Source organism: Frigoribacterium sp. AC759 (genome assembly GCF_979256015.1).
The window spans coordinates 106,303-121,662 of the sequence record NZ_CEEDMT010000001.1; the positions used below are offsets into that span (position 1 = coordinate 106,303).

The following is a 15,360-nucleotide window of genomic DNA, read 5'->3' on the forward strand; positions in this document are numbered from 1 at the left end:
TGAAGAGACGATCGACGGACGATGGCATCAGACGATCAGTGGCTCGTGGTCGGGCTCGGGAACCCCGGGCCCGGCTACGCCGGCAACAGGCACAACGTCGGGCAGATGGTGCTGGCCGAGCTGGCCCACCGTCTGTCCGTCGGCTTCAAGCGCCACCGCACCAATGCGACCGTCGCCGAGGGTCGTCTCGTGCCGGGCGGGCCGCGCTTCGTGCTGGCCAAGCCCGACACGTTCATGAACGTCTCGGGCGGCCCCGTGCAGGCGCTGCTCCGGTTCTACGACCTCGACGTGTCGCGGTTGATCGTCGTTCACGACGAGCTCGACATCGACTTCGACACCCTCAAGCTGAAGCACGGCGGTGGTCACGGCGGGCACAACGGTCTGCGCGACATCATCGCGGCGACCGGCTCGAACGAGTTCACCCGGGTGCGGGTCGGCATCGGCCGCCCGCCCGGGCGGCAACCCGCCGCCGACTTCGTCCTGAAAGACTTCGCGGCCTCCGAGCGTCAGAACCTCCCGATCCTCCTCGCCGACGCCGCCGACGCGGTCGAGATGATCGCGGCCGACGGGCTCATCGCGGCGCAGCTCAAGTTCCATACCGCGAGAGACTGACGCTCGCGTCCCGCTCCAGGTCGGCACGGGTACCATCTATCGCGTGATACTCGCGGGCTTGATTCCGGCGCTTTCGCGCGCCTCCACCTTTTCGGCTGCCCTCGACCGGCACGGCAAGAGCACGGACTTCTCCGTCGTCGACGGGTTGCGCGTCCCTCTGCTGGCGGGTCTGCTCTCGCGGCGCGAGGGCCCTCAGGCTCTGCTCGTCGTCACGGCGACGGGGCGTGAATCCGAGGCCGTCCGGGGGTCGCTGACGAGCTTCCTGCCCGAGGCCGAGATCATCGAGTTCCCCGCGTGGGAGACCCTTCCGCATGAGCGGCTCAGCCCGAGCGCCGAGACGGTCGGGAAGCGCATCCACGCTCTGCGGCGACTCGCCGCGTGGTCCGAGCAGGCGGCTTCCCAGCCTGAGGCGACGAAGCCGATCGTCGTCGTGGCCGGTGTGCGGGCGGCCCTGCAGCCCCTGGCCGACAATCTCGCGTCGATCGAGCCGGTGGTGCTCACCGTCGGCGATCGCGGGCACGACCTGTCGGCCATCGCCCTGCGACTCGTCGACCTCGCCTACGCGCGGGTCGACATGGTCACCCGGCGGGGCGAGTTCGCGGTGCGCGGCGGCATCCTCGACGTGTTCCCGCCGACGGCCGAGCACCCCGTCCGTGTCGACTTCTTCGGCGACGAGGTCGACCAGGTGCGGCGCTTCTCCGTCGCCGACCAGCGGAGCCTCGACGGCGAGGTCACGACGGTCGACCTCCCGCCGAGCCGCGAGATGCTCCTCACCGAGCAGGTGCGTCAGCGTGCCCGCGAGATGCAGCACGAGTTCCCGAGTCTCGCGCAGATGCTGGCGAAGATCGGCGAGGGCATCCCCGTCGAGGGCATGGAGTCCCTCGCTCCGGCCCTCGTGCACGGTCTCGTGCCGCTGACCCACTACCTCCCGGAGGGGGCCGCCATCGCCGTGCTGTCTCCCGAGCGCGTCGTGTCGAGGGCCCGCAGCCTGGCCGAGACGAACCGCGAGTTCCTCTCGGCAGCATGGAGCGCCGCGACCGCCGGCGCCGAGGCACCGATCGACCTCGACGCGGGCGACTTCATCTCCCTGCGCGATCTCCGCGACTCCGCGGGCGACCGCACATGGTTCTCCCTGAGCACCTTCGACAGCGGCGAGGTCCTCACCGACGAGGAGGCGATCGCGTCGGCGGGCGACTACGTCCGTCTGGCGGCAGACGCCGTGCCGAGCTTCAGCGGTCATGCCGAGGGCGCCCTCGACCATGTCGTGTCGCGCCTCAAAGACGGCTGGAGCATCGTCGTGACCTCGCGCGGCGTGGGCCTCGTCGAGCGGGCGCGCGACGTGCTCGCCGAGCGCGGGGTCGCCGCGCGGCTGCACGAGTCGCTGCCCGAGTCGCTCGAGGCGGGGGTCGCGCACCTCGTCGCCGGCGGCGTCGAGGCCGGTTTCGAGATCCCCGACGCGAAGCTCGCCGTGCTGGGCGAGAGCGACTTCTACGGTCGATCGGCGAACTACGACTCGCGACAGGTGACGAAGCTCGCCAGTCGACGCAAGAACGTGGTCGATCCGCTGCAGCTCAAGCCCGGCGACGTCGTCGTGCACCAGACGCACGGCATCGGCAAGTTCATCGAGCTCACCAGCCGTGTCGTCAGCACCGGCGGCAAGAACGCCGTCAAGAACAGCCGCGAGTACCTCGTGCTCGAGTACGCGCCTTCGAAGCGCGGGTACCCCGGCGACAAGCTCTACGTGCCCACCGACCAGCTCGATCTGCTCAGCCGCTACGTCGGCGGCGAGGCGCCGTCGCTCAGCAAGATGGGCGGCAGCGACTGGGCCTCGGCCAAGAGCAAGGCGCGTCGCGCCGTCCGTGACATCGCCGTCGAGCTGGTCAAGCTGTACTCGGCGCGGATGGCCAGCAAGGGCCACTCGTTCCCGCCCGACACCCCGTGGCAGCGCGAGCTCGAAGAGGCCTTCCCGTTCGCGGAGACCGCCGACCAGCTGACGACCATCGACGAGATCAAGGCCGACATGGAGCGCCCGATCCCGATGGACCGCCTCCTCTCGGGCGACGTCGGCTACGGCAAGACCGAGGTCGCCGTGCGCGCCGCGTTCAAGGCGATCCAGGACGGCAAGCAGGTCGTCATGCTCGTGCCGACCACTCTGCTCGTCAAGCAGCACTTCGACACGTTCTCCGACCGCTTCGCCGGGTTCCCCGTGCACCTCCGCAGTCTCTCCAGGTTCCAGACCGCGAAGGAGTCCCGCGAGACGATCAAGGGCCTCGGCGACGGCACGGTCGACATGGTGATCGGCACGCATCGCCTCCTGAGCGAGGGCATCGCGTACAAAGACGTGGGTCTCGTGATCATCGACGAAGAGCAGCGTTTCGGCGTCGAGCACAAAGACGCCTTGAAGAAGCTCAAGACCAACGTCGACATCCTGGCGATGTCGGCCACGCCCATCCCGCGCTCGCTCGAGATGGCGGTCACGGGCATCCGCGAGATGTCCACCCTGACGACGCCTCCCGAAGACCGCCACCCCATCCTGACCTTCGTCGGTCCCGAGAGCGATCGGCAGAAGGCGGCGGCCATCCGGCGCGAGCTGCTGCGCGAGGGGCAGGTGTTCTTCGTGCACAACCGGGTGTCGAGCATCAACCGCGTCGCGGCGCAGATCGCCGAGCTGGTTCCGGAGGCGCGGGTGGCGGTCGCGCACGGACAGATGGCCGAGTCGTCGCTCGAGCAGGTCATGGTCGACTTCTGGGAGCGCAAGTTCGACGTGCTCGTCTCGACCACCATCATCGAGACCGGTCTCGACATCGCGAACGCGAACACGCTGATCATCGATCGCGCGGACAAGTACGGGCTCAGTCAGCTGCATCAGCTGCGCGGGCGCGTCGGCCGGGGCCGTGAGCGCGGGTACGCGTACTTCCTGTACGACGCCGAGCGACCGCTCAGCGAGACCGCTCAAGACCGCCTCGAGACGATCGCGGCGATTAACGAGCTGGGCGCGGGCATGCAGGTCGCGTTGAAAGACCTCGAGATCCGCGGCGCGGGCAACCTCCTCGGCGGTGAGCAGTCGGGGCACATCGCCGGGGTCGGCTTCGACCTGTACCTCCGCATGATCGGCGAGGCCGTGGGGGCGTTCCGCGGCGACGTGGCCGAGGGGCAGACCGAGCTGCGACTCGAGCTCCCCGTCGACGCGCACATCCCCGACGAGTACGTCGAGAGCGAGCGACTCCGTCTCGAGGCCTACCAGAAGCTGTCGACGGCCAGCTCGCCGACCTCGACCGACGATCAGATCGACTCGGTCCTCGACGAGCTCACCGACCGGTACGGCACGCCGCCGGCGTCGGTCCTCGCACTCATCGAGGTGTCGAGGCTGCGCCGTGCCGCGCAGAAGATCGGTCTCAGCGAGGTCGTCGTCATGGGCGCCAACCTCCGTGTCGCCGGTCTCGATCTGCCCGACAGCATGCAGGTGCGGTTGCAGCGCATGTACCCGGGCTCGCGCTGGTTCGGTCAGACGAAGTCGGTCAGCGTGCCGCTGCCCCGTCCTCACGGCGAGGCCCTGCCCGACGGCGAGCTGATCACCTGGGTCGAGCAGCTGATGACGGCGATCTTCGGTGCGGAGACGCCGCGTCCCGCCACGGACACCGCGGCGGCCGCCGGCTGACGACGCGACGGAGCAGGCCGAGGAGGCGCGGGTGACCCACGACGACACCACCGGGACCGAGATCGCCGAGCTGGTCCGCGTGGTCGCCGCCCTGCTGTCCGACGACGGCGGCTGCGACTGGAACCGCGGGCAGACGCACGGGAGTCTCGTGACCTACCTGGTCGAGGAGACCGCCGAGCTCGTCGAGGCGATCGAGGAGGGGACGACGGCTGATCGCCGGGAGGAGCTCGGCGACGTGCTGTACCAGGTCGTCCTGCACTCCGCTCTGGCTGAGCGTCAGGGGGCGTTCGACCTGGCCGACGTCGTGCGCGACGTCACGGCGAAGACCGTGCGTCGTCATCCGCACGTCTTCGGAGACGACGAGGCCCGCGACGTCGACGACATCGTCCGGCTCTGGTCCGCCGCGAAGGCGCGCGAGAAGTCCGAGCGGACGAGTGCCTTCGACGGCGTGCCCGGCGGTCTGCCGGCCTTGGCCCGGGCTCAGAAGATCGACGGCCGACGTCGGGCTGCGGGTCTGCCCGCCGACGAGCCGCCGAGGGCGTGCGAACCGGGGGAGGAGGCCGCCGGGTCCAGGTCGGACGGAGGCTCGACCGGCAGGCCCCCGGTCGACGACCCGACCGAGGGCGTTGCGGTGGACGACGAGCTCCTGCTCGGTCGTGAACTGGCGCGGATGGTCGACGTCGCGACGAGTCGGGGCATCGACGCAGAACGCGCACTCCGACGTGCCGTACGAGAGCGTGAGGCACGGCTGCGAGCGGTCGAGACCGAGGGTAGGGCGCCCCACCAACCCGAATAGGCGGGGCGCCCTCACGTGAACCCCCCACGAGCGACCCCGATCGCGAAGAAGGAAGTCGTCTGGCTGGTGTGTCACGTCGTCGCTGCCGGCACGCCAGAGAGGGATCAGACTCCATGGGCCTTGCAGCGATAGAGATAATGTAGAGCATCGTGCAGTAAAATGTCAAGGGTCATCCGACGAAACACACGAACGCAGACCAGGCTGTCCGCTCGATGTCCTGCCATCGACCGACCGGTTGGTTCCTGTGCGGCGTCGGCACACGTCTGTTATGGTCGCCAGACGACGGTCGGGGCCGCGCAGGGCGTCCCGACCCGTCCGCACGAAGGAGTGGCATTCATGCCTCGCAAGCCCGATCCGACACGCAAGCCCGAGCTGCTCGGCCAGATCATCGACCACCTCCGGTCGCGGAGCATCGCGACCGTCTCGTTCCGCACCCTCGCCGAGGCTCTCGGTGTCAGCACCTACGTCTTCGTCTATCACTTCGGCAACCGTGCCGAGCTGATCGCCGAGATCGTCCGAGCGGTCGTCGGCCGCCACGATCACCTCCTCCCCGCCGACGCCGCGTCGCTCGACGCGGCCGCGTTCCGCGGGCACCTCGTCTCGTACTGGGACGAGGCGTCGAGCGAACGGGGTCTCGACCTCCAGCGTCTCGAGATGGAGTCGGCGCTGCTCGAGGTCGTCGCCGGCGACGAGCCGGGTGTCGCTCGGCAGGCGGGCGCCCGTTGGCGCGAGGCCGTGTCGACGTGGCTCGTCGCCCAGGGCACCTCGTCGGAAGACGCCACCGTGCAGGCGCGGGCCTTCGTCGCCGAGGTCGAGGGGCTGCTCTACGACGCCGTCGTCGCCGGTGGCGCCGACGAGCCCGGTGCGGTGTTCGTGCACCGGGTCGACGCGCTCGTCGAGAGTGCCGGGGCGGCGTCCCGCGGCTGACCCGCCGCTCGGCGGGTCGTCTCCGAGCAGGTGTCGCGACGCCGTCAGACGAAGAACGGGCCAGGTGCTCAGCACCTGGCCCGTTCGGGCGCCCTCACCGCAGGGAAGGTAGGGCGCCGTGACCCGGCGGCATGCAACCCGATTCACGCCGCTTGGTGCTCATACTGTACGTGGAATCTCACATGGAGCGCAAGTCGGGTCGGGGCGGGCTCGTCGCGCCCTCGGCTCTGAGAAGATGTCCCCATGCCGTCACACGTGAGCCCGCCCCGCGGGATGAGAGACTTCCTCCCCGCCGAGAAGCGTCGCCGGGAGCGCGTGCTCAGCACCATCCGCGACGTATACCGCTCGTACGGCTTCGACGAGATCGAGACGCCCGTGGTCGAGTCGACCGACTTCCTCTACTCGGGTCTCGGCGGCGACAACGAGAAGCAGGTCTTCGCCGTGCTGAAGCGCGGTCTCGACGTCGACGACCTCAAGTCGGCCGACTCCGCGCTGGCGCTCGCCGACCTGGGGCTCCGATTCGACCTCACCGTGCCGCTGGCCCGGTTCTACGCTTCGCACCGCGCCGAGCTGCCGGCGGTCTTCCGATCCGTGCAGGTGGCGCCCGTCTGGCGGGCCGAACGTCCGCAGAAGGGTCGCTACCGGCAGTTCGTCCAGTGCGACATCGACATCCTCGGCGAGGCCGGCCCGCTCGCCGAGATCGAGCTCATCTCGGCGACCACGGCCGTCCTCTCGGCGCTCGGCCTCGAGGGCACGTCGATCCGCATCAACGACCGCCGGGTGCTGCTCGGGGTCCTCTCGCACTGGGGTGCGCCCGCCCACCTCACGGAGCAGGCGCTGATCGAGCTCGACAAGCTCGACAAGATCGGCGTCGAGGGCGTCGTCGCGCGTCTCCACGAGATCGGGGTCGAGCACGGCGGGCTGGAGGATGCGCTGCGCGAGCTCTCGACGGCCGACTGGTCGACGATCACCGGCACCGAGCCTCCTGCCTGGCTCGACGTCGCCGCCGCCGCCGATCTGGTGGCGCTCCGCGAGGCCCTCCCCGGCGCGCGTCTCGTCTTCGACCCGACGCTCGTGCGCGGCATGGGCTATTACACGGGCACCATCTTCGAGGTCGCGCACCCCGAGTTCGGCTACTCGCTCGGTGGCGGCGGCCGCTACGACGGCATGATCGGGCGGTTCCTCGGCGCGGACGTCCCCGCCGCCGGCTTCTCGTTGGGGTTCGAGCGCATCGTCGACCTCGTCGACCAGGGCGACCCCGATCACGACGGTCTCGCCCTCGTGCACGACGCGGGCGTGCCCGCGGCCGAGCTCACGGCCCTGCGGGCGGCGCTGCTCGACCGGGGGGAGGCGCGGGTCCGCCTCGATCGGCGCGTCAAGAACCTCACGCGCCAGCTCGACACCCTCGCCGAGTCCGGCTACACGCGCTTCGCCGTCGTGCGGGGCGGAGAAGGCGTCGACGACCTGCAGATCAAGACGCTCGGCTGACAGCGGGCCGTCCGCTGCGGCGCGGTGCCTCGCTAGGATTGGCGCGGACCTCGGTCCTGCGAACACAACGACTACTAAGGAGTTCTCCGTGGCAGCAATCGACGCCGTAGGCGCCCGCGAAATCCTCGACTCGCGGGGCAACCCGACCGTCGAGGTCGAGGTCCTGCTCGACGACGGGACGGTCTCTCGGGCCGCCGTCCCCTCGGGCGCATCGACCGGGGCCTTCGAGGCCTACGAACTGCGCGACGGCGACGCGAGCCGTTACCTCGGCAAGGGCGTGCTCAAGGCCGTCTCGGCGGTCATCGACGAGATCGGCCCGGCCGTCGAGGGCTTCGACGCCACCGACCAGCGCCTGATCGACGCGGCGATGATCGAGCTCGACGGCACCGACAACAAGAAGCGCCTCGGCGCGAACGCCATCCTCGGCGTCTCGCTGGCAGTGGCCCGTGCGGCCGCCGACTCGGCCGATCTGCCGCTCTTCCGCTACCTCGGCGGGCCGAACGCGCACACGCTCCCCGTGCCGATGCTCAACGTCATCAACGGCGGTTCGCACGCCGACAGCAACGTCGACATCCAGGAGTTCATGATCCTGCCGATCGGCGCTTCGACCTTCGCCGAGGCGCTCCGATGGGGCGCCGAGACGTACCACGCCCTCAAGAGCGAGCTCAAGGCCAAGGGCCTCTCGACCGGTCTCGGCGACGAGGGCGGCTTCGCGCCGAACCTCGACAGCAACCGGGCCGCGCTCGACCTGCTCGTCGACGCGATCACCAAGGCCGGCTTCACGCCCGGTGAGGACATCGCGCTCGGTCTCGACGTCGCCTCGAGCGAGTTCTACGCCGACGGCGCGTACACCTTCGAGGGCGAGAAGCGCGACTCCGCGTTCCTCTCCGGCTACTACGCCGACCTGGTCGCCTCGTACCCGCTCGTCACCATCGAAGACCCCCTCGACGAAGACGACTGGGAGGGCTGGGCGCACCTCACGAGCGAGATCGGCTCGAAGACGCAGATCGTCGGCGACGACCTGTTCGTCACGAACCCCGAGCGCCTCGCGAAGGGCATCGAGGCCGGCGCCGGCAACTCGATCCTCGTCAAGGTCAACCAGATCGGCACGCTGACGGAGTCCCTCGACGCCGTCGCGCTCGCACAGCGCAGCGGCTACACGACCGTGCTGTCGCACCGCTCGGGTGAGACCGAAGACACCACGATCGCCGACCTCGCGGTCGCCACCGACGCCGGTCAGATCAAGACGGGGGCCCCGGCCCGCTCCGAGCGCGTCGCGAAGTACAACCAGCTGCTCCGCATCGAAGAGGAGCTCGGCGACGCGGCGGTCTACGCCGGTCGCTCGGCCTTCCCCCGCTTCCGCGGCTAGGCACGGCTCCGAGAGGCCCGTCCCGCTTCGGCGGGGCGGGCCTCTCGGCGTTCCGTGACCGACTCGACAGGGCGGTCGTCTACCCTCGGAGTCATGTCCCGAGAGTCGAAGAGCAGGCGTCTGCCCGTCATCCTGCCCGAGACGGAGTCGGCCACGAGCGGCTGGCTCCGCAACATCCGCTTCTCGGGCTTCAGTCTCCTGATGCTCGTCATCCTGGTCCTGTTCGTCGTGATCCTCGCGCCGTCCCTCCGCACCCTCGTCCAGCAGCAGCAGCAGATCGCGGCCATCCAAGACGAGGTCGAGCGGCAGAAGGCCGACGTGACGGATCTCCAGGGCGATGTCGCGCGGTGGAGCGATCCCGCGTACATCGAGGCTCAGGCGCGCGACCGCCTGCTCTACGTGTACCCGGGCGAGTACAGCTACCTGGTGATGGGCGACGCGACGACCGACGCCGAACGGCCGCAGGCACCCATCAGCGACGAGCTGCAGACCCCCCAGGTCGACTGGATCGCCGCCATGACCTCGTCGGTGATCGACGCCGGTCTCAGCGACGAGCCGGCAACCGAGCTGATCGCCCCCGACATCGACGGCAGCGAGCTCCCCACCTCGACCCCGACAGGCGGCACCCCGTGACCACCCCTCCGTTCGACCCCGTGACCGAACTCGACGTGCGGATCGTCACCGCGCAGCTCGGGCGCCCGGCGCGCGACGTCATCGGCATCGCCGCCCGGTGCGCCTGCGGCAACCCCACCGTCGTCGCGACGAAGCCGCGACTCGGCGACGGCACGCCCTTCCCGACCCTCTACTACCTGTGCCACCCGGGCGCGACGGCGGCCGTCTCGACCCTCGAGGCGAACGGCGTGATGGCAGAGTTCACCGACCTGCTGGCCGCAGACGCCGATCTCGCCGCACGCTACCGGTCGGCCCACGAGGCCTACCTCGCCGACCGCGAGAGCATCGAGCACGTCGGCGAGATCGCTCACGTCACCGCGGGCGGCATGCCCGAGCGCATCAAGTGCCTGCACGCCGTGGTGGGTCACTCCCTCGCCGCCGGCCCCGGGGTCAACCCGCTCGGCGATCTCGCGCTCGACCGAGCGACGTGGAGCCCCGACGTGTGCCGGTGCCCCGACTACCTGGCCGACGGCGACTCGGCCGAGCGCGCCTCCGGCGGGGATGTCTGACCCGTGCCCGAGCTGACGCTGCGGACGACCTCGGCGACGATCGCGGCGCTGGCCCTGGCGGCCGTCGTCGTGGTCGCCCCGGGGGGCGCGGCGCGAGCCGACGCCATCCGCGACGACCAGTACTGGCTCGCCGACTACGGCATCGAGCAGGCCTGGCAGTCGAGTCGCGGCGCGGGGGTGACCGTCGCCGTGATCGACACCGGCGTCGACTCGTCGGTCGCCGAGCTCGAGGGCGCGGTCGTCGGAGGCACCGACGTCTCGGGTCAGGGCTCGGCGGACGGCCAGACGCCCGTCGGCACGGACGACCCGACGCACGGAACCCTCGTCGGCTCGATCCTCGCGGGTCGGGGGACGGCGTCCGGTGACGGCGTCATCGGCGTGGCTCCCGAGGCGGATCTGCTGTCCGTCTCGGTCGGCTTCGGGTCGGATGCCGTCGACTCCGACACGCAGATCGCCGAGGCCGTCCGATGGGCGGTCGACAACGGGGCCGACGTGATCAACATGTCCCTCACGCGCAACACCCTCGACTGGCCGACGAGCTGGGACGACGCGTTCCTCTACGCGATGCAGCACGACGTCGTCGTCGTGGCCGCGGCGGGCAACAGGGGCAGCGGCACGACCGAGGTCGGGGCTCCGGCCACCATGCCGGGGGTGCTCACCGTCGCCGGCGTCGACCGGTCGGGTCAGGCGAGCTTCGACGCCTCGAGTCAGGGCATCACCATCGGCGTCGCGGCGCCGAGCGAGAAGCTCGTCGGGGTCGGACCGGGCGACGTCCACTACAGCTGGAGCGGCACGAGCGGCGCGACCCCCATCGTCGCGGGCGTCGTCGCGCTCGTGCGGGGTGCGCACCCCGAGCTCGATGCCGACGACGTCATCAACCGGGTGATCTCCACGGCCGACTCGCGCGGCACGACCACCCCCGATCCGCTCTACGGCTACGGACTCGTCGACGCCTCGGCCGCCGTCGGCGATCAGGTGGCCCCGGTCGAGGCGAATCCCATGGGCGATCTCGCCGAGTGGATCCGACTGCACCGGCGGGCCGAGGTCCCCGTCGCCACCCCGTCGTCGACGGCCGAGGCGGCACCGGCTCCCGTCCCCACCCCGAGCGTCGACCGCGACGACCGCCTCCAGGCGCTCATCCCGACGGTCGAGTCGATGCGCTCGACGGGCATCCCGCTGATCGTCTTCGGGCTGTTCGGGGCGGCCCTGCTCGGCGTCGCGCTCGGCGCTCTCCGCCAGTACAGGAGGCGACGCCACCAGGAGTAAGGTCTTTACGGACAACCCCACCTCAAGGAGATCATCCCCCGTGCCCAAAATCCTGATCGTCGGCGGCGGCTACGCCGGTTTCTACACCGCCTGGAAGCTCGAGAAGTGGCTGCGCAAGGGTGAGGCCGAGGTCACGATCGTCGACCCGCTGCCCTACATGACCTACCAGCCGTTCCTGCCCGAGGTGGCGGCCGGCTCGATCGAGCCGCGTCACGCCGTCGTCGCCCTGCGACGTCACCTGAAGAAGACGAACGTCGTCACGGCGAAGGTCACCCGCGTCGACCACGCGACGAAGACCGCCACGATCACGCCCGAGGTGGGCGACGAGTGGACGATGGAGTACGACCAGGTCGTCATGACGGCCGGCGCCGTCTCCCGCACGTTCCCGATCCCGGGCGTGGCCGACGAGGCCATCGGTCTCAAGACCATCGAGGAGGCCGCGGCGATCCGCGACAAGCTCCTCACCAACTTCGCGAAGGCTGCGAACCTCCCGGCCGGGCCCGAGCGCGACCGCCTGCTGACGGTCGTCGTGGTGGGCGGCGGCTTCGCGGGCATCGAGGTGTTCGCCGAGCTCCGCAGCTTCGCGAGCGACCTGATCAAGAGCTACCCCGGTCTCACCGTCGACGACACGCACTTCCACCTCATCGAGGCCATGGGGCGCATCATGCCCGAGGTGTCGCTCGAGACCAGCCACTGGGTGCTCAAGAACCTCGCCGAGCGGCAGGCCACGGTCCACCTCGATACGCAGCTGCAGTCCGCGGTGGGCGGCAAGCTCGAGCTGTCGACGGGCGAGTCGTTCGAATCCGACCTCATCGTCTGGACCGCCGGGGTCATGGCGAACCCGATGGTCCGCAACACCGACTTCCCGCTCGAGCAGCGTGGCCGCATCACCGTCAAGCCCGACCTCCGCATCGTCGACGGCGAGACGATCGTCCCCGACGCCTGGGCGTGCGGCGACGTCGCGGCGACCCCCGACCTGACCGGCAAGGGCGTCGGCGGCTTCTGCGTCCCGAACGCCCAGCACGCCGTCCGGATGGGCAAGCAGCTCGCCAAGAACCTCGTCGCCTCGCTGCGCGGCGAGTCCGTCACCGACTACCGGCACGACAACCTCGGCGCCGTCGCAGGTCTCGGGCTCAACGTCGGCGTGTTCCAGAGCGGCAAGATCGCCGTCAAGGGGTTCCCGGCCTGGATCGCCCACCGCGGCTACCACGGCATGGCGATGCCCTCGTTCGAGCGCAAGTTCCGCGTCGTGGGCGGTTGGTGGAACAACCTCTGGCTCGGTCGCGACATCGTCTCGCTCGACAACCGCGAGCGTCCGCGCGCCGCCTTCGAGGAGTTCGCCTCGCGCCCCAAGCCGGCAGCCGAATCGGCCCCTGCCGCCGCGCCGGCGCCCGAGGTCGGGACGCCCGCGGGCGAGCCCGGTCCGGCCTACGCGAACCCCGCCGACGAGAAGGGCGCCGCCGAGAAGGGCGCCGCCGCCGAGACCGAGACGGTCGAGACCAGCGCCAAGTAGTGAGCCCAGCCCGACGACTCAGACGGCGCCCGCCCGCGGATCCCCGCGAGGCGGGCGTCGTCGTCCGTCAGGGCTTTGTAGTCTGAGAACCGGGCCCCCATAGCCCAATCGGCAGAGGCAGGCGACTTAAAATCGCCTCAGTCAGGGTTCGAGTCCCTGTGGGGGCACTCGGAGGGGTCGGCGGCGGCGCCGGAGCATGATCACCGAGGCGAGCGCGAATGCCGCGAGGGTGGCGACGGCGACCGTCGTCCAGACGCCGGGTGCGACGGGGGTGCCGACGAGGACGAGTGCGGCAGTCGTCGCCCCGATCATCGCGACGCCGCTGTAGGCGACCTTCGACCACGCCCACAGCGCCTGCCCGGGCAGCGTGCCCAACGGGAGGATCGACAGCACGAGCGATCCGATCCCGGCGAGGCACATCGTCGTCGCGATCTCCAGCAGCAGTTGCGAGAGGAACCCGTCGCCGAAGCCTCCCCAGCCATGGGCCGCCCAGGCGGCGAACGAGACGACGAGCAGGGCGCCGATCTGAGCCGCGGCGACCATGCCCCGCGCCGCCGTCGACGGCTCCCGTGCGGGCGCGGGGTGTTCAGTCGTCGACGCGGCCGTCCGTGCGACGACAGCGCCCGTCACGAGCACCCCGAGGACGAGGGGCGGGTCGAGCGACAGCACGCGGGTGACGGCGCAGGCGACGAGGGCCGCCGTGAGGAGGGCCGGCGACATGCGGATGCGCACGCCGAGGCCGGCCCGTCGACCGACCAGCACCGCGGGGAGGACCACGGCGAGAGCGTTCAGAGCCAGGACGCCGACGACGACCCCGAGCAGGAGACGTGCGTACTGCACCTGGCCGTCCACCCCGGCCGCGACGGCGATGGCGACGCTGCCGACGGCGAGGGCGACCCCGACGCTGACCCGAGGGTCGATGCTCCCTCCGCTGAACGAGGTCGGCAGCTCGGCGGCCCTGTTGCGGCCCGTCAGTCGAGGAGCGGGGCGATGCACGCGTGCGCCGAGGGTCCGCGCGACCATCCGGATCGGCCCGGCGACCACGACCAGGAACAGCAGACCCAGAGCGAGCGCCGACGGCCACACGGGGCCGCCCAGGGTCTGGGTGAGGCCCGGCAGATCGCGACCGAACGAGGTCGCGGTCGCCCAGGTGCCCGTCGTCGGGTTCTGGACCGGCCCGGGGCCGCCCGCTGCGCCTCCTGGAGGCACCGCCGCCCCGCCCCCGCCGCCGTCTCCTGGCGTGACGGAGCCGGGCACCGGCGTCGCGGAGGGGTCGTCGTCGGCCGGGACGGGTGCCGGCGTCGCCGTGGTGCCGTCGGGGCTGCGCGAGGGGGTGGGGGTGACGCCGGGAGCCCCGGGGGAGGCGCTGGGCACGTCCGTCGGGCCTCTCGCGCCGACGACGACGGTCACGCTCCGCGACACGGGACCGTAGTTGCCCGCCGCATCGACCTGAGCCGCCGTGATGGTCCGCGAGCCGTCGGGGAGGGCGGAGCCCGTCGAGTCGCAGCTCCAGGATGCGCCGGCGATGGTCGCCTGGCACACGGGCGAGCCGTCGACGTAGACCGTCACCGTCGCACCGCTCTCGCCCGAGCCCCTGATGACCACGGGCTGGGCGTCGACACGGCTTCCCGAGCCCGGAGAGGTGATGACCGGGGCTCCGGGCGCCTCGCGGTCGATCGTGGCGACGACCGCGGCCGACGCGCCGGATCGGGGGATCGGGATGGCGTCGCTCCGCTGCGTCGCGGTCAGCGAGTATCGACCGGACGGGAAGGAGCCGGCGTCGAGCACGGCGCTCCACTCGCCCGCGGTGTCGGCCGTGCCGGATGCGCTCGCCCCTGCGGCCGTCGTCACCGTGACCACCGCGCCCGGTTCGGCGGAACCGGTCACCTTGGCACCGAGCAGCAGGCCGCCGCGAACGGTGGGAGCCCCGAGGATCGCGAAGGAGGCGCTGCTCACGTCGGGCAGATCGGCATGGGTCGTGTCCCGAGCCGTCAGGACGATGTCGGCACCGTTCGCGACGGTCACGGTGCACGACCACCGACCCGACGGGGCGGCGGCGGAGGAAGGCACGGTCGTCTCGCAGAGCGAGCGGGAGGGGACCTCGGGGTCGAGGACCCTCACCGACGAACCCGAGGCGGCCGTGCCCCCGATCGCGAAGGTGTTCACCGTGCGTCCGCCGACGTCGTCGATGGTCGGTGCGGGGGGATCGGCCGGCGCGGTCGGGCCGGGGGCCGGCTCCGTGGGCGCGCCGAGGCCGGGCGAGGGGGCGCCCGACTGCCGGTCGGGCTCGGGCGCCGCGGGTGCCGACGTCGGCGCACCCGCCGCCTGCGCCGACGGGGCGGGCACGACGGCCAGGGCGGTGCCCGCGAGCAGCGGGAGGGCGATGAGGAGGGCTCCGACGGCACGCAGAAGAGGGCGTCCGGCGCTGGCAGCCGAGGGACGCGACGGGATCGGGGTCGGGGAAACGGGCACTGCCCACCATTCAGCACGTTCGCGGGCGGCAAGTCAATCCGCTGAGAGGGGGAGGTCGGGTGCGCTCGTCGTGAGTTC

11 protein-coding genes and 1 tRNA gene are annotated in these 15,360 nt (G+C 71.1%); 11 read left to right on the forward strand and 1 reads right to left on the reverse strand.

The features are described 5' to 3' along the window. Nucleotides 1-21: 21 nt before the first annotated feature. The 11 genes from pth to ACZ6JE_RS00545 all read left to right on the forward strand — a co-directional run bounded on the left by pth (nucleotide 22) and on the right by ACZ6JE_RS00545 (nucleotide 12,977). Entirely contained in the window at nucleotides 22-612 is a 591-nt protein-coding gene (pth, locus tag ACZ6JE_RS00495; protein WP_243213874.1) for an aminoacyl-tRNA hydrolase, read from the forward strand. Between the two features lie 43 nt (nucleotides 613-655). Then, complete coding sequence (mfd, locus tag ACZ6JE_RS00500) at nucleotides 656-4,270, forward strand: transcription-repair coupling factor (protein ID WP_464317915.1); 3,615 nt, start codon at nucleotides 656-658, stop codon at nucleotides 4,268-4,270. Nucleotides 4,271-4,301: 31 nt separating this feature from the next. After that, entirely contained in the window at nucleotides 4,302-5,066 is a 765-nt protein-coding gene (locus tag ACZ6JE_RS00505) for a MazG nucleotide pyrophosphohydrolase domain-containing protein (RefSeq protein WP_464317916.1), read from the forward strand. A 336-nt stretch (nucleotides 5,067-5,402) separates the two neighbouring features. Further along, nucleotides 5,403-5,993, forward strand: coding sequence for a TetR/AcrR family transcriptional regulator (locus tag ACZ6JE_RS00510; RefSeq protein WP_192059589.1), 591 nt, complete (start codon nucleotides 5,403-5,405; stop codon nucleotides 5,991-5,993). 243 nt (nucleotides 5,994-6,236) lie between these two features. Next, complete coding sequence (gene hisS, locus ACZ6JE_RS00515) at nucleotides 6,237-7,481, forward strand: histidine--tRNA ligase (RefSeq protein ID WP_464317917.1); 1,245 nt, start codon at nucleotides 6,237-6,239, stop codon at nucleotides 7,479-7,481. Nucleotides 7,482-7,569: 88 nt separating this feature from the next. Continuing rightward, nucleotides 7,570-8,850: a phosphopyruvate hydratase gene (eno, locus tag ACZ6JE_RS00520; RefSeq protein WP_464317918.1), complete on the forward strand. Its 1,281-nt coding sequence runs from the start codon at nucleotides 7,570-7,572 to the stop codon at nucleotides 8,848-8,850. 93 nt (nucleotides 8,851-8,943) lie between these two features. Continuing rightward, nucleotides 8,944-9,483 carry an FtsB family cell division protein gene (locus tag ACZ6JE_RS00525; RefSeq protein WP_192059595.1) on the forward strand — a complete coding sequence of 180 codons (540 nt, stop codon included), beginning with the start codon at nucleotides 8,944-8,946 and terminating at the stop codon, nucleotides 9,481-9,483. After that, nucleotides 9,480-10,031 carry a DUF501 domain-containing protein gene (locus ACZ6JE_RS00530; RefSeq protein ID WP_192059597.1) on the forward strand — a complete coding sequence of 184 codons (552 nt, stop codon included), beginning with the start codon at nucleotides 9,480-9,482 and terminating at the stop codon, nucleotides 10,029-10,031. The genes ACZ6JE_RS00525 and ACZ6JE_RS00530 overlap by 4 nt, the downstream gene beginning before the upstream one ends. A 3-nt stretch (nucleotides 10,032-10,034) precedes the next feature. Continuing rightward, entirely contained in the window at nucleotides 10,035-11,297 is a 1,263-nt protein-coding gene (locus ACZ6JE_RS00535) for a S8 family serine peptidase (protein ID WP_414655436.1), read from the forward strand. Between the two features lie 40 nt (nucleotides 11,298-11,337). Further along, nucleotides 11,338-12,810: an NAD(P)/FAD-dependent oxidoreductase gene (locus tag ACZ6JE_RS00540; protein ID WP_243213869.1), complete on the forward strand. Its 1,473-nt coding sequence runs from the start codon at nucleotides 11,338-11,340 to the stop codon at nucleotides 12,808-12,810. A gap of 93 nt (nucleotides 12,811-12,903) precedes the next feature. After that, nucleotides 12,904-12,977: transfer RNA gene (locus ACZ6JE_RS00545), tRNA-Leu, on the forward strand. Here the strand turns inward: ACZ6JE_RS00545 and ACZ6JE_RS00550 are convergent. Next, the gene (locus tag ACZ6JE_RS00550) at nucleotides 12,952-15,282 is read right to left on the reverse strand and encodes an Ig-like domain-containing protein (RefSeq protein WP_464317919.1); all 2,331 of its coding nucleotides are present in this window, start codon (nucleotides 15,280-15,282) and stop codon (nucleotides 12,952-12,954) included. The genes ACZ6JE_RS00545 and ACZ6JE_RS00550 overlap by 26 nt on opposite strands. Between the last annotated feature and the right edge of the window lie 78 nt (nucleotides 15,283-15,360).

Coding starts and splice junctions, on each gene's coding strand:
- pth (WP_243213874.1), top strand. CDS start 22: ATGGCATCAGACGATCAGTGGCTCGTGGTCGGGCTCGGGAACCCCGGG.
- ACZ6JE_RS00510 (WP_192059589.1), top strand. CDS start 5,403: ATGCCTCGCAAGCCCGATCCGACACGCAAGCCCGAGCTGCTCGGCCAG.
- hisS (WP_464317917.1), top strand. CDS start 6,237: ATGCCGTCACACGTGAGCCCGCCCCGCGGGATGAGAGACTTCCTCCCC.
- ACZ6JE_RS00525 (WP_192059595.1), top strand. CDS start 8,944: ATGTCCCGAGAGTCGAAGAGCAGGCGTCTGCCCGTCATCCTGCCCGAG.